This is a genomic window from Paenibacillus sp. FSL L8-0436 (genome assembly GCF_038593025.1).
In the GTDB taxonomy this organism is placed as follows: Bacteria; Bacillota; Bacilli; order Paenibacillales; family Paenibacillaceae; genus Paenibacillus_AQ.
In genome coordinates, this window is sequence record NZ_CP151955.1 from 241301 (window position 1) to 262481 (window position 21181).

At 46.8% G+C, this 21181-nt stretch carries 22 protein-coding genes and 1 tRNA gene; 6 read left to right on the plus strand and 17 right to left on the minus strand.

Annotation, left to right across the window (positions count from 1 at the left end; genetic code table 11):
• Positions 1-350 precede the first annotated feature (350 nt).
• Positions 351-2150, minus strand: a complete 1800-nt coding sequence (locus NSS79_RS01210) for a helix-turn-helix transcriptional regulator (RefSeq protein ID WP_342437963.1) — start codon at positions 2148-2150, stop codon at positions 351-353.
• A 319-nt stretch (positions 2151-2469) separates the two neighbouring features.
• On the opposite strand from NSS79_RS01210, the gene NSS79_RS01215 reads away from it, so the two are divergent.
• The gene (locus NSS79_RS01215; RefSeq protein WP_342437964.1) at positions 2470-3360 is read left to right on the plus strand and encodes a copper amine oxidase N-terminal domain-containing protein; all 891 of its coding nucleotides are present in this window, start codon (positions 2470-2472) and stop codon (positions 3358-3360) included.
• A gap of 90 nt (positions 3361-3450) precedes the next feature.
• A complete protein-coding gene (locus NSS79_RS01220) occupies positions 3451-4356 on the plus strand; it encodes a copper amine oxidase N-terminal domain-containing protein (RefSeq protein ID WP_342437965.1) in 906 nt (301 codons plus the stop codon).
• 46 nt (positions 4357-4402) lie between these two features.
• Here NSS79_RS01220 and NSS79_RS01225 read toward each other — a convergent pair whose 3' ends face one another.
• Positions 4403-4570: a hypothetical protein gene (locus NSS79_RS01225; RefSeq protein WP_342437966.1), complete on the minus strand. Its 168-nt coding sequence runs from the start codon at positions 4568-4570 to the stop codon at positions 4403-4405.
• 605 nt (positions 4571-5175) lie between these two features.
• On the opposite strand from NSS79_RS01225, the gene NSS79_RS01230 reads away from it, so the two are divergent.
• The gene (locus NSS79_RS01230) at positions 5176-6081 is read left to right on the plus strand and encodes a copper amine oxidase N-terminal domain-containing protein (RefSeq protein WP_342437967.1); all 906 of its coding nucleotides are present in this window, start codon (positions 5176-5178) and stop codon (positions 6079-6081) included.
• Positions 6082-6352: 271 nt separating this feature from the next.
• On the opposite strand, the gene NSS79_RS01235 is transcribed toward NSS79_RS01230, so the two are convergent.
• Positions 6353-7027, minus strand: coding sequence for a hypothetical protein (locus NSS79_RS01235; protein ID WP_342437968.1), 675 nt, complete (start codon positions 7025-7027; stop codon positions 6353-6355).
• 655 nt (positions 7028-7682) lie between these two features.
• Here NSS79_RS01235 and NSS79_RS01240 point away from each other — a divergent pair.
• Positions 7683-7979 (plus strand): hypothetical protein, encoded by a 297-nt coding sequence (locus NSS79_RS01240; RefSeq protein WP_342437969.1) that lies wholly within the window; start codon positions 7683-7685, stop codon positions 7977-7979.
• Here NSS79_RS01240 and NSS79_RS01245 read toward each other — a convergent pair.
• The 3 genes from NSS79_RS01245 to NSS79_RS01255 are packed head-to-tail and all read right to left on the minus strand — an operon-like array spanning position 7972 to position 8801.
• Positions 7972-8136, minus strand: coding sequence for a hypothetical protein (locus NSS79_RS01245; protein WP_342437970.1), 165 nt, complete (start codon positions 8134-8136; stop codon positions 7972-7974). The two genes, NSS79_RS01240 and NSS79_RS01245, sit on opposite strands and share 8 nt — an antisense overlap.
• 12 nt (positions 8137-8148) lie before the next feature.
• Positions 8149-8514, minus strand: a complete 366-nt coding sequence (locus NSS79_RS01250; protein WP_342437971.1) for a hypothetical protein — start codon at positions 8512-8514, stop codon at positions 8149-8151.
• Between the two features lie 59 nt (positions 8515-8573).
• On the minus strand, positions 8574-8801 hold the full coding sequence (locus NSS79_RS01255) for a hypothetical protein (protein WP_342437972.1): 228 nt from the start codon (positions 8799-8801) through the stop codon (positions 8574-8576).
• Between the two features lie 136 nt (positions 8802-8937).
• On the opposite strand from NSS79_RS01255, the gene NSS79_RS01260 reads away from it, so the two are divergent.
• The gene (locus NSS79_RS01260) at positions 8938-9159 is read left to right on the plus strand and encodes a hypothetical protein (RefSeq protein ID WP_342437973.1); all 222 of its coding nucleotides are present in this window, start codon (positions 8938-8940) and stop codon (positions 9157-9159) included.
• Between the two features lie 897 nt (positions 9160-10056).
• Here NSS79_RS01260 and NSS79_RS01265 read toward each other — a convergent pair.
• Genes NSS79_RS01265 through NSS79_RS01275 form a run of 3 tightly spaced genes read right to left on the minus strand, consistent with a single transcriptional unit; the run spans position 10057 to position 12498 of the window.
• Positions 10057-11046, minus strand: a complete 990-nt coding sequence (locus tag NSS79_RS01265; RefSeq protein WP_342437974.1) for a hypothetical protein — start codon at positions 11044-11046, stop codon at positions 10057-10059.
• Positions 11047-11050: 4 nt separating this feature from the next.
• The gene (locus NSS79_RS01270; protein WP_342437975.1) at positions 11051-11488 is read right to left on the minus strand and encodes a DUF3788 domain-containing protein; all 438 of its coding nucleotides are present in this window, start codon (positions 11486-11488) and stop codon (positions 11051-11053) included.
• Positions 11485-12498: a DUF4037 domain-containing protein gene (locus tag NSS79_RS01275; RefSeq protein WP_342437976.1), complete on the minus strand. Its 1014-nt coding sequence runs from the start codon at positions 12496-12498 to the stop codon at positions 11485-11487. Before NSS79_RS01275 ends, NSS79_RS01270 begins: the two co-directional genes overlap by 4 nt.
• A gap of 186 nt (positions 12499-12684) precedes the next feature.
• Here NSS79_RS01275 and NSS79_RS01280 point away from each other — a divergent pair.
• Positions 12685-12768: transfer RNA gene (locus NSS79_RS01280), tRNA-Leu, on the plus strand.
• Positions 12769-12831: 63 nt separating this feature from the next.
• Here NSS79_RS01280 and NSS79_RS01285 read toward each other — a convergent pair.
• The 8 genes from NSS79_RS01285 to udk form a co-directional block, all read right to left on the minus strand.
• The gene (locus tag NSS79_RS01285; protein ID WP_342437977.1) at positions 12832-13023 is read right to left on the minus strand and encodes a helix-turn-helix domain-containing protein; all 192 of its coding nucleotides are present in this window, start codon (positions 13021-13023) and stop codon (positions 12832-12834) included.
• Between the two features lie 76 nt (positions 13024-13099).
• On the minus strand, positions 13100-14434 hold the full coding sequence (locus tag NSS79_RS01290; RefSeq protein ID WP_076113424.1) for a 6-phospho-beta-glucosidase: 1335 nt from the start codon (positions 14432-14434) through the stop codon (positions 13100-13102).
• Positions 14435-14440: 6 nt separating this feature from the next.
• Positions 14441-15436, minus strand: a complete 996-nt coding sequence (locus NSS79_RS01295; RefSeq protein WP_342437978.1) for a BadF/BadG/BcrA/BcrD ATPase family protein — start codon at positions 15434-15436, stop codon at positions 14441-14443.
• 163 nt (positions 15437-15599) lie between these two features.
• On the minus strand, positions 15600-16589 hold the full coding sequence (locus NSS79_RS01300) for a LacI family DNA-binding transcriptional regulator (protein ID WP_038584810.1): 990 nt from the start codon (positions 16587-16589) through the stop codon (positions 15600-15602).
• Positions 16590-16671: 82 nt separating this feature from the next.
• The gene (locus NSS79_RS01305) at positions 16672-18060 is read right to left on the minus strand and encodes a sugar ABC transporter substrate-binding protein (RefSeq protein ID WP_342437979.1); all 1389 of its coding nucleotides are present in this window, start codon (positions 18058-18060) and stop codon (positions 16672-16674) included.
• 55 nt (positions 18061-18115) lie between these two features.
• Positions 18116-18994 carry a carbohydrate ABC transporter permease gene (locus NSS79_RS01310; protein WP_342437980.1) on the minus strand — a complete coding sequence of 293 codons (879 nt, stop codon included), beginning with the start codon at positions 18992-18994 and terminating at the stop codon, positions 18116-18118.
• On the minus strand, positions 18991-19857 hold the full coding sequence (locus NSS79_RS01315; RefSeq protein ID WP_342437981.1) for a sugar ABC transporter permease: 867 nt from the start codon (positions 19855-19857) through the stop codon (positions 18991-18993). Before NSS79_RS01315 ends, NSS79_RS01310 begins: the two co-directional genes overlap by 4 nt.
• Positions 19858-20413: 556 nt before the next feature.
• On the minus strand, positions 20414-21055 hold the full coding sequence (gene udk, locus NSS79_RS01320; protein WP_076113420.1) for a uridine kinase: 642 nt from the start codon (positions 21053-21055) through the stop codon (positions 20414-20416).
• Positions 21056-21181: the final 126 nt, after the last annotated feature.

Below are 21181 nucleotides of genomic sequence, written 5' to 3' on the forward strand. Positions count from 1 at the left end.
GCAGGGCCGGGGCGAACAGATAGGAAAAATGGTATGTACTCACAACTGGGCGTTAGCGACCGGGCGGACAAGTCTGGCCAGCCAGCCGGGTTCTTGGTAGCGAAAGGCTTCGGCGGGGGCGGTAGGCGGATGGAAGGAAGGTATTTTCGTAGGTCAGAGAAACCCTCTCGGGAAACCGAGCATTCAGCTCTCGCAAGGCCAGCATGAAATAGACGGCAAGCACCCGAATGGCAATGTGACTGAAGTTAGGAATCATGAGAATTTTCGCTGGTATCGGCAGGGTCACCCAGTTCAAGGGCCGCAGGTTCTTTTATCATTTGTTCCTATACTTCTATTTATGAAGAAAGTCTTTAAGCCTCTGCATGGCGCTGGCTGTTCTCCAGTATCTCTTTAGCCAGCTCATCTCCACGGTGTTCGAGCATGCTTACGGTTTGCAGTAGCTCCGCCTGCCGGCTTCGGTGCTCATTCGTCCAGAATGGGTGGGGGGAAACACCCGGCTCTATAGAGGCCGGATCAGTCATTCCCTTGAAAAAACCTTCAAGTAAGGCATCGATCTGTTCATACACCCCGGCCATCTCAGCCAGCGCACCGGCTTCGGCAGGATGCTGCAGCAGCGGCAGCGATGCTTTTAAGTAAGCTGCGGCGCTTCTACGGGCATCGGTTAGTGCCATCATGCAAAAGTGGTTTACGCTGAACCTGCGTTCAAAATCAGAGGTTTCTGCATCTTGGTACCACCGGTTGCTGAGCAGACCTTCGCACCAGGTATCCAAAGCCTTATAGCCGAGCTGGTAACCTCTATTATCATCGGCCCTCATGGAGTCCAGCTTGACCCTGAGTGAAGCATAGAAGTTGTCCAGAGCTGACGGTACATGAGCCTGGCTGTCAAAGCGCATTAGCATATAAGGCCAATGGTCCACATATAAATAGCCCTTGCTGACCCTCATATCGCTCTGAAACTCTGGATCGTCGTGCAGACTCTCGAAGGTTTCCCCATCAAAATAGCTGCGGCACAGAAGGGTATCCCCATTGTCCAAGTACCCTGTAATTACGCCCCACTCGGGGGCAACCCTGAGGTTGATCGCTATCGGCAGCTGATGCTTCCGAATGCTGTCCATTAGTTTTTGCTTCTCCTGTTTGCGTTCTTCCGGTGTAAGCCGGTTCGCCCGGCTGGCTGTAAGTCCATAGGCTTTATGGGCAGCAGCTGAAAAATCATAGGCTACGAGTGCATCGGCTGAGCTATAATCCCACACCGGTGTAAAAGAAATTCTCCAGCATGCCCCGGACACCCCCATTACCTGCTCATAGGTAGTCTCAATCCCCCTTGTGCTCAAAGACAGATAGAAGGCTCCTGCCCATGAACAGTCCATTCCTTGGCCGAAGCCAAGTCGGCCTACATTCTCAACAATATAATGCTGCCGGGACGGTTGGATGGCAAAGAGGCGGGTCCGGTCCGGGCTGTAGTGAATCTGCTCACCTTCGGCACAGCTTACCGCATGAATACCCTCGGCATTCAAGTAGAGGAGCAGCAGATAATCGTTGCCCTCATTGTCGATAAGGCTTGGGAAAAGCTCGTGGCTGACCGTGAAATGCTCCCACTGAAAGAACTCATAATGCTGCATCTTCTTCAAAACATTCCGGTGGATCAGCTCATTTCCATAGGAGGCGTACACAAATTCCAGTCCGCTTTTGCCGGAGGTATACCCTTTGGAATGGACATCAATCGTCAGAAGCTGTTCTTTCAGCGCATAGGCTGAATAGATTCCCGCAGGCGTCTCATATCTGAGAATCAGCACCTTGGAGCGGTCGCCGGACAGACAGCTGGGAAAGATATGATCGCTGACGGTGAAGGACAGTTTGTTGCCGGCCACGAACTGGTTCACAAAGTGGGTGACATCATGGGAATCCCGGCCGTCTGTGTATACGGCGGAAAGTACGACTAATTCCTGGGGCAGCAAAATGCCGTCAATGGGGTGGCCCAGTACACTGGACAGCAAAGGAAGGGTGGCGGTTTCGGGCAGGGACTTCCCTGTTTCCCATTTGGAGACGGCTTGAGCCGTGACATTGAGCTGTTCGGCCAATTGTTCTTGGGACAGCTGTTTTTCTTTACGGAGCATGGCGATGCGTTTGCCGACTTTTTCGCTACTGATCATAATTACCTCTCCCGAAATTGAATTCGACGTCGTAATTTCATTATAATCCCGGACTATGGAATAACCATGGATTCAAGGAGGGGAGAGGGGCAGCGTTTTCCAACCGGCAGTTGAGCCGGACGACAGTCATGGGCATTTTTCCAGAATAATCAGCTCCCCGTCCCATTCAGGAACAGAAGAGGTAACTTCTTCAAAATGCTCACATGTAAATGAATTTAGAGGAGATGCGTAACGTTCGCAATTTTTTTTTTGAAAAACTTTTGCATGTTTGGTTGCGTCTATTATAAATGAGTCTAAAAAATGGGAGGTATGTAGAAATATGAAAAAAATGATAAGTATTTTATTAGTAATGTGTTTAGTATTTTTGTGTAGTTCAATACCAATATATGCAAAATCACCGGTTACTCTTATTATCAATAGTGAAGTAGTCAGTTCAGATTCACCACCTGTCATAATTAATGGAATAACCATGGTCTCATTAGATTCCCTGAGAAAGTTAAATCTTAATTTGAATTGGAATTCAATAAATAAAACAGTTACTGTAACAACAAAAGTGAACCAGGATAAGTTAGTTCTTAAAGCAGGAGAAAAAGAGGTTACGTATGGAGGGAATACAATAAAATTGGAGTCCTCTGTTCAAGTCAAAAATAATCGGATTATGCTCCCTTTACGTTTCATTAGTGAAGCTTTTAAAGCAGAGGTGAAATGGGTTAAAGATGCAAATGAAATAATTATTCATAGTTGGGATAAGATAAATACCTATTCTACCTTATATCAGGGCGATGATTTACTCGCTGCTCGTAAAATTGCCCTGTCTCTTCCTTTGATTGGAGAAAATAAACTATCCTCAAGTAAAGAAATGTCATCCCATCAGTTGTATTTCCCTGAAGGTGAGGTCTTGCGATACTACCACGTATGGGGAAATTTAGTTTCCTATTATGAGATTAAAAATGATCTAACCTATTTAGTTTGGGAGGGAGTAGAGGAAGTAGGCAAATCAGGTGTGTATTCAAAAGAGTATGGAAAGCGACCTGAACCAGAAAAAAATGAGGTTTACTTTGATCTTGCGAGAGATTCAAAAGATGTAACCTATGGTAGAGTGGATTCAAAAGATGTTTTAAGGAGCATGCGAGACGATAGTTCAAATCTTTTAGTTGGAATGCTTCAATCCATTCCTGATGAAGTTCGAACGGATAAAGTTGTGAATTAGACAGGGTCTACTTTCTCTTTATTTAGCTTTACTTTAAACTGAAGTATTTTTAAATGGTTATATCAACTAAAAAGTAAAGGGTGGATTAAATTGAAAAAAACATTAATTTCAATTCTTAGCACTTTCTTTATTTTATTTTCATTAAACAGTATAGCTAGTGCAGCAAAGCCTATTCAGTTAAATGTAGATGGAAGCTTTTTAACTGATTTGGCTGCACCTTTGATTAAAAACAGTATTAGTTACGTTCCTATTCGTACCGTTCAATCTTTGGGTTACAAGGTGAATTGGGACAGCAGGTCCAAAACAGTATTAATTATTAACAAGGCCACCTCTGATAGATTGAGTCTTGTCATAAACAGTGATGTTGCGATGATGAATGACAAAAAACTAGACTTAGATAGGCCTCCTCTTGTGAAGGGGAACACAGTTTATGTTCCTCTGAGATTCATCAGCGAAAATTTCGGAGTGCTTGTCGATTGGGATTCAAAAAATAACGGTATTGTGCTTGTTTCTCCAGATCCCGAAACTCAAACCCAGATAAAAAGCGGCGATCTGGCTAAAGCCAGATTAGCTGTTGCTGGGATGCCAAGGGTTCAATTTTATATATCCACTGTGCGTCCGGAAAGTCATAGTTACAGCTATATTTTTAATGAAAAAGACTATTCTAAGTTCTATTTCATTTTGGGTGACAGCATCTACTATTACGAAATGAAAAACGGATATATGAGCATTGTTTGGGAAGCTCAGATGGCTGCTTCCAATCAGAAGAACTCGTCTAGTCCGTTGGCTAAATTTTTAGATACAGGTATAGATACTCTCTGGGGGAGACAACCTGAATTAACGTCTCGACTAGTCTATTTTGAAGATGAAGCGTTTGTTTACGATAAAGGAGAGTATGGGATTGTTGGTATGGATGGATCGGTGGAGTTTTCTAAAACGGTTGTAAATCCTAAAAAATTTAGCGATATTTTGATTAATTTTCCGGAAGAAAATTAAGATAACCGGGAACTCGGTAATTTCGAGTCCCCGATTTGTTCAGTAGTCAGCCCTTCTCTTTGAGCGCTTGTATAAGGTCGCGGACACGTTCTTTTAACTCTTGGACATTGGTTTTTAAATCATCAATGGTCTTGCGGTAACTGACCATTAGATAAAAAGCCATTGCTGCCCGACCCCTTGGATATGGCCTGAATCCAATGGAACCATCTTTCATAATCAAAAACCTCCAAGAAAGAGCCTGAAGATCTCAGGCTCTTTCTATTTTGCTTTAGGTTGTTAGTCTCGCAGTCCAGGAACCGCCAGTATACATGTGACTACCGTTTGCGCTAGTAAGGTAGTTGAGTGGAGCTGGAGTGTTTGCATCCGAAACCCCTTCTGGATGGTGAAATGCCGTTAATGTACCGGATGCCATGGATACCCATGTGTCAGCAGTGTTGCGGTAGTAGATGTTTGAAACAGTTACGTTGTCATGGAAAACCCTCCATGCTGCCAGTGGTGCTTTGAATCCAGAGGATTGACTGGCTCCGAGGACGATACGGCAATCTGGTAAATACCAAAGATGCTGACATGACCAATCTTACGCGGCGTATTACGGCCGTTTCGCTTTACCGCCTCTTCGGAGTGGCAGAGGGGACAGGCGAATTAGACAGGGTCTACTCTATGGCCCCTAGGTGAGTCTGTTCAGCGAGGGAATGTTGTTGTAACAAGAGTTACGCAACTTTCTTGTTAAAAACATCAGTTTAGATATTTAGCTTTACTTTAAACTGAAATATTCTTAAAATGGATGTATCAACTAAAAAAAGTAAAGGGTGGATTAAATTGAAAAAAACATTAATTTCGATTCTTAGCACTTTCTTTATTTTATTTTCATTAAACAGTATAGCTAGTGCAGCAAAGCCTATTCAGTTAAATGTAGATGGAGCCTTTTTAACTGATTTGGCTGCACCTTTGATTAAAAACAGTATTAGTTACGTTCCTATTCGTACCGTTCAATTTTTGGGTTACAGGGTGAATTGGGACAGCAGGTCCAAAACAGTATTAATTATTAACAAGGCCACCTCTGATAGATTGAGTCTTGTCATAAACAGTGATGTTGCGATGATGAATGACAAAAAACTAGACTTAGATAGGCCTCCTCTTGTGAAGGGGAACACAGTTTATGTTCCTCTGCGATTCATGAGTGAAAATTTCGGAGTGCTTGTCGATTGGGATTCAAAAAATAACGGTATTGTGCTTGTTTCTCCAGATCCTGAAACTCAAACCCAGATAAAAAGCGGCGATCTGGCTAAAGCCAGATTAGCTGTTATTAGGATGCCAAGGGTGGAATTTTATACATCCACTGTGCGTCCGGAAAGTCATAGTTACAGCTATATTTTTAATGAAAAAGACTATTCTAAGTTCTATTTCATTTTGTATACTAGCATTTACTATTACGAGATGAAAAACGGATATATGAGCCTTGTTTGGGAAGGTCAAATGGTGGCTTCCAATCAGAAGAACTCGTCTAGTCCGTTGGCTAAATTTTTAGATACAGGTATAGATACTCTCTGGGGGAGACAACCTGAATTAACGTCTCGACTAGTCTATTTTGAAGATGAAGCGTTTGTTTACGATAAAGGAGAGTATGGGATTGTTGGTATGGATGGATCGGTAGAGTTCTCTCATACGGTTGCAAATCCTGAACAATTGAGCGATATTATTATTAATTTTCCGGAAGAAAATTAATGAAAACAGGGAATTCGGATAATTTCGAGTTCCCTGTTTTTTCAGTGGTTAGCCCTTTTCCTTGAGCGCTTCTATAGGGTCTCAGACACTTTCCTTTAACTCTTGGACATTGCTTTTTAAATCATCAATGGTCTTGCGGTAACTGACCATTAGATAAAAAGCCTTTGCTGCCCGACCCCTTGGATATGGCCTGAATCCAAATGGAACCATCTTTCATAATCAAAAACCTCCAAGAAAGAGCCTGAAGATCTCAGGCTCTTTCTATTTTGCTTTAGGTTGTTAGTCTCGCAGTCCAGGAACCGCCAGTATACATGTGACTACCGTTTGCGCTAGTAAGGTAGTTGAGTGGAGCAGGAGTGTTTGCATCCGAAACCCCTTCTGGATGGTGAAATGCCGTTAATGTACCGGATGCCATGGATACCCATGTGTCAGCAGTGTTGCGGTAGTAGATGTTTGAAACAGTTACGTTGTCATGGAAAACCCTCCATGCTGCCAGTGGTGCTTTGAATCCAGAGGATTGACTGGCTCCGAGGACGATACGGCAATCTGGTAAAAATTTGTATACCTGAGTGCCAATGTATATAGGGCTAGAAGAACCGTTTAGGTAGAAATTAAGCTTATTTGTGGTTGGGTCGAGCAAGATTTTAATTGTGACAGTATCGCCGTCATTAAACTGAACTGGTTGGTTTTCTACTTTATGGTCGTCATTGCTGGTGTTAACAAACCAGTGCCACTTATAAACACCGTTGCTCAGAAAAAGAGGCGTCCGGGCTGTCGAGATACCAATTTCGTATCCACCTATGCCACAGTAAAAGTTGATGTAATCGTATTCTCCACCTAACAACTTTGTGGATGGAAGCTTAAATTGCGCCTGCATCCCACGGCCTCTGGCCTTTTCTGTAGGAGCGTAAAGACGTACAAATTTTGCATATTCGGTATCCTTCATGAAAAATCACCTCCAAGAGTCGCGTTTTATACGCGTTAATTTGAGGTTATAGAAGAGGCGATTTGGGATATCAGCCAAAGGTGTATCCCTGCACCTTAGTCCGACTAGAATCTACCATTTCCTAACCTGCAAGTTCATAGTATCATATTGCGTAACGTTACGCAATATGATACTTAAAAAAATCTATTCATTTGAATTTTGATTTTTTATTCCTTAAAGGCTGGATATTTCTGCTGAATACGTGTTCACCAAGAACTTGAGATGATAAATTAAATTCTAATTACTCAAGTTACGTAGCTCAAATCTCCAAATAAATCATAATTACATACAAAATTAAAGAAAGATATACTTTAATTATATCGTAGCGTACTGTTACGCAATATGTTAAGATGGAAAAAAATCCTATTAAAAGGAGTATATATAACATTCGAAGCGAGCTTGAATTTGCTTTGAATATTTAGAATAGGTATTTTTTCGCAGGGTTAACAACCAGATTTCAAAACTGTAACCTGTAAAATCGAAACATATTGCTAAACCATAACGTAAAAAATATACTCCGATGGAAATTAAATCCTTAACACGAGAACGTACGTTTGGTATAATGAGCAAATCTAGTCTAGAATCGGTGTCGACAAAAAAAGGGGGGTCTTATCTTATGTTAGTCTATGAAAATCAGTTCCCAGTGAAAAGCCCATTTAAATTTCCACAAGAGGTACATCAACATATTATGGACATCATTGATGCAAGCCCAACTTCTCAATTCTTTTGCCATCTAGCAACAGAAATTCCAAATATCTATGTCTATTTATTCGAACATAACCCGTTGGAGGCATATACTATTTGTCATATTTTTTCGTGTGATCAAATAGGAGAAGACTATACCTATCAAAGTCTTTCTTCCAGTCAGATCCATATGATGGATCAATTTGTTTTAAAGGCTAATCTTACTTAGACTTTTTATCTCTTATTACACGTTCATATTCTTCTTCAATGGTTTTAGATAACAGTTCAGTTGCTGTCATATTCAGTTTTTTTGCTGCCGTAGCTAGCTGTTTTTTTATGTACACAGGTACGTCATAATGAAATTTAACTTTATTTCCATATGCCATTATCCGTTCCCCCTATCCTATGACTTCTTGGTATTTGTTTTCGATAATACGGATTAATAATTGAGTAGCTGACATTTCTTGTAAAGCAGCTGCTTCAATTAATTTCTCCTTAATTTCAGGCTGGAATTCATAGGGTAATTTTAATTTAGGTTCTACCATGCGGCCATCTAATGTCTTTTCAGCATCCAGGGCAAGTCGCACTAAAGCTTCTAAGGATGAATCATTAGAAGCTTCTCTTCCGTACTTGGGTAAAACGCGTATTAAATATTTCTTTAAGGCCTTCTGATTTTCATCCGGTATTTCGATCCCAAAATGCTCACCATCGATCTTAATATCACAGTCTATTATAAGTCCAAATAAGTTGATGCTATACTTCATACTCATCCTCCTTTTCAACTATGGTTATTATATAGCGATTCGTTACGTACCACAATATTTTATTCCTTCATTTGCAACCCATTTCCATTTAAATATGAACGAATACCCAATAGCTCTGAAAAAATAGCATTGCCGTTAGCCTTATGATTAGCTATTAAGCTGTGTGTAGCCAAAACTACTAGCTGCGATTGAGACAACCCAGTCTCCTGAGCGATCTCATGTAAATCAATTCTGGATTTTTCTGGAAGATATACAGTGAGCCTAGAAGGCTTTACTTTCGATTCCATTCACATCACCCTATTTTAATTTATCTCTATAATAGCATATATTAAATGGTACTGTAACATATGATATATGCTACTATTATATATAGCGTTACGTAACGTTATATATAATAATAAATATGAAAGGAGGTTTTCACTTATGGATTTACAGGCGGTTGTTCAGCTAATTGGAAACGTTGGATTCCCAATCGCCCTTTCTCTGATGCTCCTTCAGACGATTCTTGTGAAATTCAATAAACAAATGGACGGATTAGAGAAGCGATTGGCTCAGCTTGATAAGACCATGAATTTAATACTCAGGACATTTCATCAAAATGCTTCAAAGTCAGCTTTTCGTCAGGATCAAAAGGAAGAGGATTGATATTGCTTAACGTTTATAAGCTCGTACAGTTCTAAAGAGGTTTAGACGTATCGTACTGACTGTAACATAATTGGTTATTTTTTTATTTGAGCATTTTGCATAATTTATTTTCCCAGAAAGAGACAAGGATAGAATCATGCTAAAATTGAGGTTTTGAAAGAACCAGACGTAAAATGGACAAAGGCAGAATTTTCAAAATTTAAGCGGTGGTTGTGACTCGTTGTCCCGATAACGCCAGTGCAGAATAAAGCAGAAAATCGCACTTGTGATTTTTTGATTGCCCAAAACATGCAGTTGGTCTGCGGTTATATAGGTCTTCATTCGAGAGTTACAGCGTTCTACACTGGCTGGCTAGTTGTAGAGGGGCTTCCCAGCCCCTATCCCGGTGCGGTAGCGCATACCGGCGGAGATACTGCGAGAGTCTACCTTGACCACCGTTCCATAATTGGAAGGGGAACACGACGACATACCCAAAGGACAATCGATTTTGCCCGTGGTGTGTGGACAGCGGAATGTCAAACGTTCGTTTCCCAGCCCCCAAGGTCATAGGAAAGCCGATAGAACATCAGGGTGTAACCTTACATGTCAGGCCTGCAGGCGACTCTTTCTCATTTGGAGGATTCAGCGAAATAATCGCTTGCTTCGTGACATTTCGGACACCCTCCTAGTTTTTCTTTTGTTATAGCCTGCATTCAGCATGAAAAATCGGTGCTTGAATCGATCCCGGTTAGCTTCATGAGTGTGGGCCCTCTGCTCCATCATTCACATGCGCGGGTAACCTTAGGTAATGGGGAGATCAGTCGTAATTTCATTATAATCCCGGACTATGGAATAACCATGGATTCAAGGAGGGGAGAGGGGCGGTGTTTTCCAACCGGCAGTTGAGCCGGACGACAGTCATGGGCATTTTTCCAGAACAATCAGTTCTCCGTCCCATTCAGGAACAAACAGCTGGCCGTCATAATAATCGAGGCTGCATATTCTTGGCAGCTGAAGGCTGAAGAGATCGAGAGTATCCAGAGCATGCTCCGCTGGAGAAACGATGTGCGGGGTTCCGGCAATGGTGGTGATGATCCCGGAGCTATTGTCAACCCTGCGGACAACATGATTTTGCGTGTCTCCGATATACAGATTGGAGGCTTCGTCGAGAGATAGTGACCATGGCCCGTCAAAATGTTCTCCGCTGCTTGAACCGAAGGTAGCCTGGAGCGCAGATCCCCCATCTCCGGTGTAACCGCCGCGGCCCGTTCCCGCAATCACCGTGACTTCTTCATTAACGGGATCAATCTTGCGCACACAGTAGTTTTTGCTGTCCAGCACATACAGGTTTCCATCCGCTCCCCGTCTTAAATCATAAATCCAGTTAAACTGCACCTGTGTAAAGGATACTGTGCCCGCCTGAAATCCCGGTTCACCCGTTCCTAGCGTAGTCATTAAATTACCTTTCAGATCAAATTTATGGACCCGGCAGCCGGTCACTTCATTGATCCACAAGAAGCCGGCAGAATCATACTCACAATTCCCAATATCCTTAAATCCACAAGCCGCTCCATCTATCAGCAACTGGGCTTCTCCGGCAGCAGGGTTAATTGCGAATACTTTGTTATTCCCGCTGCTGGCGACGATAACGGTCTCCTTATCCGGAAAGGTAATATAAGTAGGGTTGAGGATATCCGCATAGATATGCCTAACATGCTCTCTGACGATCTGATTTCCGGCCGTCCAGTTCAGAGTGTCCGTATCCGTCGCGATTTCCCCAACCCAGTGTGTATCATGGTCCAAGATATAGCGTGTACCCTGTGGATTATGAAAGCCAAAGTGGCAGTAGCCGTCGATAAGCTTCAGTTCTTTTCCGAATTGCAGCCGCTCTTTAATTCTCCAGTTCATCCAATCACCCCCGCTTCTTGGGTTTTTTCTTGATCAGGATCATTTGCTCAATATCCTTAAGTTCATCTATAGAATGCACTTTAATCCATAGCCATCGTCCATCGTGGAATTGAGCAGCAGCTTCATACACCGACTTAAAATGTGCACCGAACTCTTCCATCTTGCCCGTATACGCTTCGATCTCCTTTTTCCCGAGTACAAGCAGAACGGTAAAGCCCTCTTTTTCCGGAAACATAGCAAATAAGGTCTTTCCGCTCCTGCGGTATCTCACGTTCCAGCCATAATTTTTTCCGCCAAAATTGAGTTCTGGCTGGTGATCGTAATTTTGCTCGGCAAAGCGGCTGAGTTCGATCCATGCTTGCTTGGCCTCTGCGCCAATAAACGTATAGATCTGTTCTTCCGTAGGAACAACTTCTTTATCACATAATCGCTGGCTATTCACTCTGACTCCTCCTTAATTTGTTCTACTAAGGCCGCAAACCATGAGTCTAGTTCCTCCGGTTGAATGGATAGAAGTTTGTGCTTATCTACAATGATTTGGTCTTTCGTGACGGAGGTAAAGCGGACAAAAGGTTCTCGCGACAACATGGATAAACCCATGCGATCCGTCCATTCCTTGATGGGGAGACTGTCTTTAGGCAGCAGGAATTTCAGCAGATCATAGAAGGTTTTGTGCATTACATTCAAGTTGTAGCCCGGACATTCCTTACTGATGATATAAGAATCGACTTCCCGCCAAAGATGCTCGATTATGGCTTGTCTTACAATCAGACTCTCCTTGGAGAGGTCCCCGGTGCTCATCATTTCCTTAAGTCTTGTTTCCCAGCAGTCCGGAGTCCATGGCAGCGTTCTGCTCATGTGGACCAGCCATTTCTCATGCGGCACATATTCATGGTTGGTAATAAATAAGGCCTCCAGCAAGCGGATCGCTGCCATATTGAGCATGGAGTGGCCCTGCACGGGATCACCTCTGTGAATCCAGATATCCCCGGCCAGCCGAAAATACCACCAGCAATTGAATAACAAGCCTTCGGCATGCAGCGGCTCTGGTGTATGCGCCAGCTTTTCTGACATCATTTTGGCGATTTGCCCCGTGGGATCGTACAGGATTTTGGCATAGGATAAATCCCACAGTGCCACACTCTCCCACGACCGCTGCTGCTCTTCTTCCAGATCTGAGATCTTGATGTCATACAGATAGCTGCCGATCCTGGTAATACCTAGGGGGATAGGGGGTTGTCCGCTGTTCCACAGCTCATACGGGGAGGACTCCAAGTAGAAAACCAAATCGATCTCCGATAACTCGTCGGCATACCCGCGGGATAATCCGCCGTTCAAGGTGATGCCCAGAACGCCGTCCAGAGATTCAAAATCCTTCATTCTGCTATCCAGTTCCGCGAGGAATAAATGAAGCTTATTGGTGCTTGTTGCCGTTACATAAGGCCTGCTCATACAGAATCACCTCGTTATTGATCTGTGACCGAATGGGAAATCGTTAGTAATAATATATAGCTATGAAAGCGGTCCACCTATGATATTAGTCTTAAACGCCAAAATTTAAATGCTAAATAAAAATTAACTTGCCCTCTTGTTAAAATCATGATATATTAATTCCTGCACTGCAATAAACAATACTTTGCGGTCATGGCGGAATTGGCAGACGCGCTGGCTTCAGGTGCCAGTGGTAGCAATATCGTGGAGGTTCGAGTCCTCTTGACCGCATACCAACAAAGAAAGCTTCTGAATTGTCCCTACGGACAGCTCAGGAGCTTTTTTTCATTGGGTTCAGCTGCTCAAATGAGCTTCAGCTGAGTAGGACAACAGGGTTGAGCTTGGACTGGGCGTGGCCTGATGCTTACGGAACGCGGACGGAGACATGCCGCTAAGCTTATTGAATACGCGGTTGAACTGGGAGAAGCTGTTGAATCCGCACTGCTCGGCGATGTTGGAAATCTTTTGCCGGGTGATGATCAGCAATTAAATGAAGAGACTGCTTCACCCGCTGCATCATACGAGGGGGGAGCAGTCTCTTCTGAGTTAGGGGAGGAGTTGCTTATTGCGCCGGAGCGGGAACCGCTGCGGAGGGGAAGAAGTTGGGCAGATACTCCTTATTCGCTTCCAGCATTTCATCAAGCATAGCAATAGCTACCTCGACCGAAGGGACCAGCGGATGGTGAGCCATCGCCTGAATAGCCAGGCTACGGTCACCGCTTACGGCGGCATCAATTGCAAGCTGCTCGTAGGTTTTGACGGCATGGATGAGCCCTTTGGCCATCTGCGGAATTCTGGTCAGCGGCAGCGGCAGCGGTCCGGTCTTGGTCACGACACAGTTGACCTCGATACTGGCATCCTCCGGAAGAAAGTCAAGGATACCGCGGTTGGCGACATTAAGGGTCTGGATGTCATTCGTGCCGTTGTGCAGCGAACGCATCAGGTTCACCGCCGCCTCGGAATAAAAGGATCCGCCGCGCTGCTCCAGCTGCTTCGGCTTCTCCTTCAGCTCCAGATTGCTGTAGATCTCAAACAGCTCTTCTTCCACACGTTTGACCACTTCGGCGCGATTCCCGCCTTCCTTGAACGATTCCTGCTGCTCTTCAAGCATCGCATCGGTCATATAGAAATATTTCAGATAATAAGAGGGCACGGCGCGCAGCGATTGCAGGAACTCGGGATTCCACTCCCGTGCGGGCACATTCTTTGCACTGTAGCCGGCGGTGTCGGCCAGCATGTCATCCAGCATGTCTTCGCCTTCGACATCAATGCGGGTGATCCAGTGCAGATGATTCAGGCCGACAAATTCGGCATAGATCCGGTCAGGTGCGGCGTTATATTTGGCCGATACCTCCTTGATCAGCCCGATGGGGGCATTGCAGAGGCCGATGCTCTTCACGTTCGAATATCTCAGTACGGCTTCGGTCACCATTCCTGCCGGGTTGGTGAAATTCAGCAGCCAGGCGTCAGGCGCTAGCTCTTCGATATCCCGGCAGATGTCCAGGATGACGGGGATCGTGCGCAGCGCTTTCAGCATTCCGCCGGGGCCGGTCGTTTCCTGGCCGATAACGCCGTATTTCAGCGGTATGGATTCGTCGCGTCCCCGGGCATCCAGCATGCCGACGCGGATTTGTGTGCTGACGAAGTCCGCGCCTTCTATGGCTTTGCGGCGGTCGGTGGTGAGGTGGACTTCAATCGGCAGGCCGGACTTTTCGACCATGCGTTTAGCCAGACTGCCGACAATATTCAGCTTGCGTTGTCCTTGTTCAATATCCACGAGCCAGAGCTCGCGGACGGGGAGCTCCTTGTAATGCAGAATGAATCCTTCTACCAGTTCCGGTGTATACGAAGAGCCTCCGCCGATAACGGCGATTTTCAGTCCTTGCTTAGCTGTCAAGATAAATCACTCCTGTCCTGTTGTGATAGGGATAAGTTCGAAATCCTGAAACGCACGCATCTTCTCATAAATATCGCTGGTAATGGTGAGGCCGTCACTTTCCAGGGCTGACCAGACAGCACCGACCACAGGCTCAGTGGATAAGGTGACTACAGCAGCAAGCGGAGCCGCTTCTTGTACAGCCTGGCTGATAGGTCCGCGGATCCAGCCGCGGTCGCCCCGGGTGAGCAGGCTTCCGACAAGCACTACGTCGAAGGTGTCCTTCTCCATGCCTAGCTTGTGAATGACTGCTGCGGCAGCTTTGCCCAGCTCCATGCCTTGGTGCTGCAGAATCGCTAGCGCCGCAGCATCTCCTTCGGCGGCCGCCGGGAACAACAGGCGGGCAGCGTCAAGTGGCACATGCTTGCCGTGATCAAGAAAGTCATTGTACATATCATCCACCCGCTCATAGCCGAGCAGCTTCAGCAGCGGCGCAGTTAGAAGGGTGGGGGATTCCCGGCCGTCCCAGGCGCGGATAACGGTGCGGAACACTTCGATATTCAGCGAGCCGCCGCCGCCGAAATCGCCGTACATATAATCGAAGCCGCCGCATTGATAATGCTGGCCCTGCGGATTGCGTCCGGCGGCGTTGGTGCCTGTGCCGCAGATCAGCGCGACCCCGTAAGGCCGGCCCGTACCCGCCCTTAGTCCAATCATCGGGTCGCCGCTGAGTGTATAATTTGTAAATCCGATCCCGCGTATCATCGGGTGGAGGATATCATAATCCGTCTTCCGGTCGGCGCCGGCAAGCCCGAGATAAGCATGCTTGATATCGCCTAGCTGCAGCCCGGCTTCCGCCAGTGCGGCGAAGGAGGCTTCGCGAATGCTCGCAGCGGCTTCCGTAGCGCTAATCTGGTGATTGCCGTTGCCGCTCCTGCCCTTGCCAAGCACATTGCCGTGCTCATCGCAGAGCAGGGCATAGGTTTTGCTTCCTCCCCCATCGATCCCCAAGTAGTAAGTCAATGGTCGTCACTCCTAAAGTTTTGTGAGCATCACTTCTCTGAATCTCTTCGTACAAAACTGGCTTCGAAAGCATTTGCTTAGTTTTGTGAGCATCACTTCTCTGAATCTCTTCGTACAAAACTGGCTTCGAAAGCCCGCAGGCGGAATGATTGCAGGTGCGGTTCTACCTGGAAGAGGTGGAGTCACGTACAATCAGCTCCGGATCAATCCGGATGTTAGCACCGCGTTTCATATTTCCGTTGATGCGTCTGAGCAGCATATCGGCAGCGGCAAGCCCGATCTTATCCGCCGGCTGGCGCAAAGTTGTCAGATGCGGGCGCAGCTGTGAGGCGATATAGTGGTCGTCATATCCGACGATGGCTACCTCTTCCGGCACAGAGATGCCGGCCTCCATCAGCGCGTTGATCAATCCCAACGCGATATTGTCATCCCCGGCGAATACAGCCGTGGGCAGCTTGCCCGCCTGCAGCCAGCGTTTGCCGGTGTCATAGCCCATGCCGATATCGAAATCGCCATGGACAATCTCAAACGGCTCCAGCCCTTTCTCCTGCAGGGCCTGCAGGAAGCCGCCGCGCCGCTCCCGTGTGCTGCGGAACATCTCATTGCCGCAGAGGTGGGCGATGGAGGTATGGCCAAGCTCAAGCAGATGGCTGCCCGCCGCATAGCCGCCCTTGAAGTTATCAATGGTGATGGAATAGGCGTCATTCCCCTCCTGCTGATTATCAATCAGCACATAGGGGATTCCCCGCCGTTTCAATTCCACAATATAATTGTCTTCTTGCATCGGGGAGAGCAGAATCAGTCCATCTACCCGGTCCTCCTGAATCAGATAGTGGTTCTCATTGAAGTCGATGCCTGTCGAGATGGAGATGGCCAGGTAGTAGCCGTGCAGGGCAAGCACGTCATTCAGCTCCTTGACCACGGCATCGAAGAAGGAATCCTGCAGTGTCGTTACGATAAGGCCGATAATCCCGGTCTTGCCGCTGGCAAGGCTGCGCGCAGCCGCATTGGGCCGATAATCCAGCTCCTTGATTGCATCCAGCACCTTCTGGCGGTTATTCTCCCGCACCGTCCCGGCGCCATTCAGCACCCGGGAGACGGTGACAACGGACAATCCCGATTTTTTGGCTACATCAAAAATACTTACTTTCATCGCTAACGCTCCTTGCGGCGGATTTTCCGAAGCTTTATTCTATCTTTAGTATACAAGGCTTACGGAATATCCGCTAAACGTCTTATCTCTTAATAATTTCGGTAACTTTTTTCTGAATGACCGGCATCACCTCTTCAAGGGTTTTGTGTCCGGTCTCGACAGGCTGCAGCTCATTGATGAACATATCATTGATCTGCGAATATTTAGTGATGAGGTGGTTGTAGGATTCATAGCCATATCTAACAGCGCCTTCGTATACCTTCTTCACATCCTCGGGATCAATGCCGTCAAAATGTTTGTAGTAGGCTTCTGCTGCTTCGGTGTTCACAGGCGGGTTGCCGCCGCTCAGCTCAATCGATTTCTCCTGAACTTCAGTCGTCAGCAGGAATTTAATCCATTCAAAAGCTTCCTTCGGATGTTTGGAGTCCTTCAGAATCATTAGCGGGTCGACGAACAGGGTGCTGCGCACCTTGTCATTGCCGCCCCATGGCACTGCGGCCACGCCGATGTTGAACGGGAAATCATTGGCTCCCGCAAGGTTCCACGAGCCGCCGATCGACATGCCGATTTTGCCTGCGACGAATGGATCGCCGTTCTGGCCGGCTACGCTTTTGCTCCACTCGGAGTTCGGTGAGACTTTATCCTTGAAGATCAGATCGAACAGCTTTTGGTATGCGGCAATAACCTCCGGAGAATCGAAATGAGTTTCGGAAGGAACGCCGCCATTGGTCCAGGTGTCCTCGGAGTAAGGCTCCGCCCCAAAATACAGCGGCCGCATATCCCGCTCGGCCCAGGTAAAGTCGACACCGTATTGTGTTTTAGCGATATCGTCGGAGACGAGCGTCATTTTTTTTGCTTCCTCGACCATCTTTTCAAACGTCCAGCTCTTATCTTCATAGTCGCTTGGCGGATAGGACAGCTTCGCAGCATCGAACATATCCTTGTTATAGAGCATCAGGGTGACATACATATTGACCGGGATGCCGTAGGTACGGTTGTTTACGGTGTAGATCTTCATCAGGTTATCCGGTATGTGGTAATCTCCGGCTTTGAAGCCTTCCTCCGCGATCAGGTCGGTCAGATCAAGCAGCATGTCTTTGTTGTAATATTCCGCGAACCCGCCGTAGCCGTAGTGGCTGGTGACATCGGGAGATTTGCCTCCGGCAATCAGCGTCTGGAGCTTGCTGTCAAACTGCTCATACGGCGCTTTTTCCACCTTGACCTTGATGTTCGGGTGCTCCTTCTCGAAATCGGGAATCAGCTTTTCGATAAAGGTGCGGTCTTCCGAATCAATCGTGTAATGGGTAATGGTCACTTGTTTCTCTGAAGCGCCGGAGTCTCCGGTGTTTTTGTTTCCCGGGGCCACATTGCCTGCCGACTTTCCTCCTCCGCAGCCTGACAGCATCACCATCAAGGCCATGGACGCTGCAAGCAGCAGTGCGAATGACTTCCTTGTACTGTTCCTTTTCATGAGCGAATCCCTCCATCATTTCAAGTCTATTTGGCCGCCAAGAGTACTGCGGAGATTACTTGATGCCTGTCAGTACTATGCCTTCCACGAACTGCTTCTGGGCCACCGCGAACAGGGTGACGATTGGAACCATAGCCAGCACGGAGGCGACCATCAGCAGATGCCAAGGCGGGATGCGGAACCGCGACGAGGTGAGCGAGGCCATGCCGACCGGCAGTGTGAATTTGTCCGAGGAGCTTAAGTAGAGCACTGGTGTGAGCAGATCGTTCCAGCTGTAAATAAAAGCGAAGATGGCGACGGTCGCCAGTGCCGGTGCGGACAGCGGTAGCGCAATGGTACGCCACATCTTCAGTTCGCTGCAGCCGTCGATCCGTCCGGCGTCGAACAGCTCCTCGGGCAGCGTAGAGAAAAATTGCCGCAAGAGGAAGATGTTATAGGCGGAACCGAAGAATGCAGGCACGACCAGCGGCAGGAAGGTGTCGATCCAGTTCATTTTGGAGAAGAGCACGAACTGCGGGATCATGATCGCCGGATAAGGCAGCATCATCGTGCTCAGCAGCAGGGCGAACCAGAGCTGGTTGCCCCGGCCTCTGTATCTGGCGAAGCCGTAGGCCACCAGTGCCGAGGAGAGCAGGGTGCCAATGACGGTGAGTCCGGCGATGATCAGGCTGTTCTTATACAGTGTGCCGAACTGCAGTGTATCAAAAATCTCCGTGTAATTGCTCCAGGCCCAGCTCTCCGGGAGAAAGGTCGGCGGAAATTTCAGCATTTCCCGCTTCGATTTCAGGGAGGTCGAGACCATGAAGAAGAGCGGAAGCAGCATAAGGAAGGTTGTAATCAGCAAGGTAATGAAGCTGGTGATCTTTACGGGATCCGCTTTCCGCCGGGAATGGGAAGTTGGCACCCGGGGGCTGGTGGCCTTGACGGTACTCATCGGCGTTCCCCTCCTTCGTAATGAACATAACGGTTGGACAGCTTCATAATGATGGCCGTGAACACCAGTACAACGATCAGCAGCACCCATGCAAGAGCTGACGAGTACCCTGCCCGGTATTCCTTAAAGGCGGTGTTGTACAGATTGTAAACATAGAACCAGGTGGAATAATTGGGACCGCCCTGCGTCATGACGAACGCTTGGGTAAAGACCTGGAAGGAGTCGATCAGGCCCATAATCAGCTGGAAGAGCAGCACGGGAGAGATCATCGGCAGCGTAATGTTCTTGAAAATTCTAAAGCGGCCCGCACCGTCCAGTCTGGCGGCTTCAATTAGGCTGGACGGCACGCCCTGCAGCCCTGCAAGGAAGAGAATCATACCGGATCCGGCTGTCCAGAAGGACATGATGATCAGGGCATACAGTGCGGTGTCCGGACTCATCAGCCAGGCCGGGCCGTGAATGCCAAACCAGGAGAGCATGTAGTTGAAGAGGCCGATCTGTGGATTGAAGATCCAGTACCAGAGTAGAGACATCGCGACGCCTGACACCATGCTGGGAAAATACATTGCTGTCCGGAAGAAGCCCCGCAGGGGAATCGTCTGGTGCAGCAGCAGCGCAAAGCCGAGAGCCAGCAGCATCTGTATCGGAACACTGATAAAGGTGTATCTAAGCGTGACCGTTACCGACTTCCAGAACAGATCATTGTGAAACATTTCAGTGTAGTTGGCCAGGCCGATAAACCTGGGAGGGTGAATAATGTCGTAATCGGCGAAGCTGTAGTAGAGCGATGATATGATGGGGTACAGCGCGAAGACCAGGAAACCGATAAGCCAGGGCGAAATAAACAGATACATGTAGAACATCCGACGCCTGCTCTCACTCTTAATCACGGACACACCAACCTTTCGATCTTAAAAGTATAAGCGCTTTAACTTTTGTCGTAAATAAATGTCGTAAAAAGGCAATATTACTGTATTTATTCTTTATAAAGTTTAATCGCTTTAACTTTTAAATCCACCTGATGACATTATCATAGTGGATGAACCGGAAATAATCAACCCTTATTTTATTGAATAAAGCGCTGCCAGTCAAATAAAATAACATTCGTTATAGTTTTTTTATATTTTTTTGCTGAAAAAACATGAAAATTTCATACTGGTGTAAGGTAATATAACTCTTAAGTGTGAATTGGGCGGGGTTTGTTGAATGCCGATTTGTTTTCCTGACTAGAATCCACTGCGAAAGTGGAGATTTTATTCCATGGATTACTGATATTACTCAAAAAAACAGGTACCCTCCTTATAAAAAGGACGGTACCTGTTACGTATCATTTCAAAATATAAGACTATAAATTATCCTTCTATTTCTCGCCGAAACGGATACCGTCCTGTTGAGGCCGACGAAGCCGTTTCCACTTGTTTACCGCGTGTTTCCGTTCCACTGCTCATCGCCCGAAAGATACTTCCCGGTCAATACGGACAACAACTCGATGCCAACCTGATTCTGTCCGCCTTCAGGGATGATGAGGTCGGCGTATTTCTTGGAAGGCTCGATAAACGCCTCATGCATTGGTTTTACCGTCGTCAGATATTGCGTGTGAATGGAGCGGATGGTCCGGCCGCGTTCTTCAATATCCCGCAGCACCCGGCGGAGAATACGCACATCCGGGTCTGTATCTACAAATACCTTGATGTTCAGCTGTTCCCGCAGCTTCTCATCGGAAAGCACGTGCAGCCCTTCGAGAATGACAATGTTGTTGGGCGCAAGCTCAACCGTCTTGTCAGTGGAACGGGCGTGAACTGTGAAGTCATACACTGGAGCGTACGCAGCTTGTCCGGCTTTCAGACAATCCAGGTGCTCAATCAGCAGTTCCGTATCGAAGGCAAGCGGATGATCGTAATTGATTGCTCCGCGCTCAGCCATGCTGAGGTAAGAATGGTCTTTATAGTAGTTATCCTGAGATATGAACGTCACTTTGTCTGTTCCCAGACGGTCAATGACGGAGCGAGCTACTGTCGTTTTGCCGGAACCGGTCCCGCCGGCGATACCAATAATAAGCATGGTGTTTTAATAAACCTCCCTAAGCGATTGCCTTTGCAATTTCAATATTGTAGCACAGCGGTCAATTTATTTCACCTCGGTACGGGGAATAAAACGTGAACATTCAAAAAATTCAGGAGTTTTAGC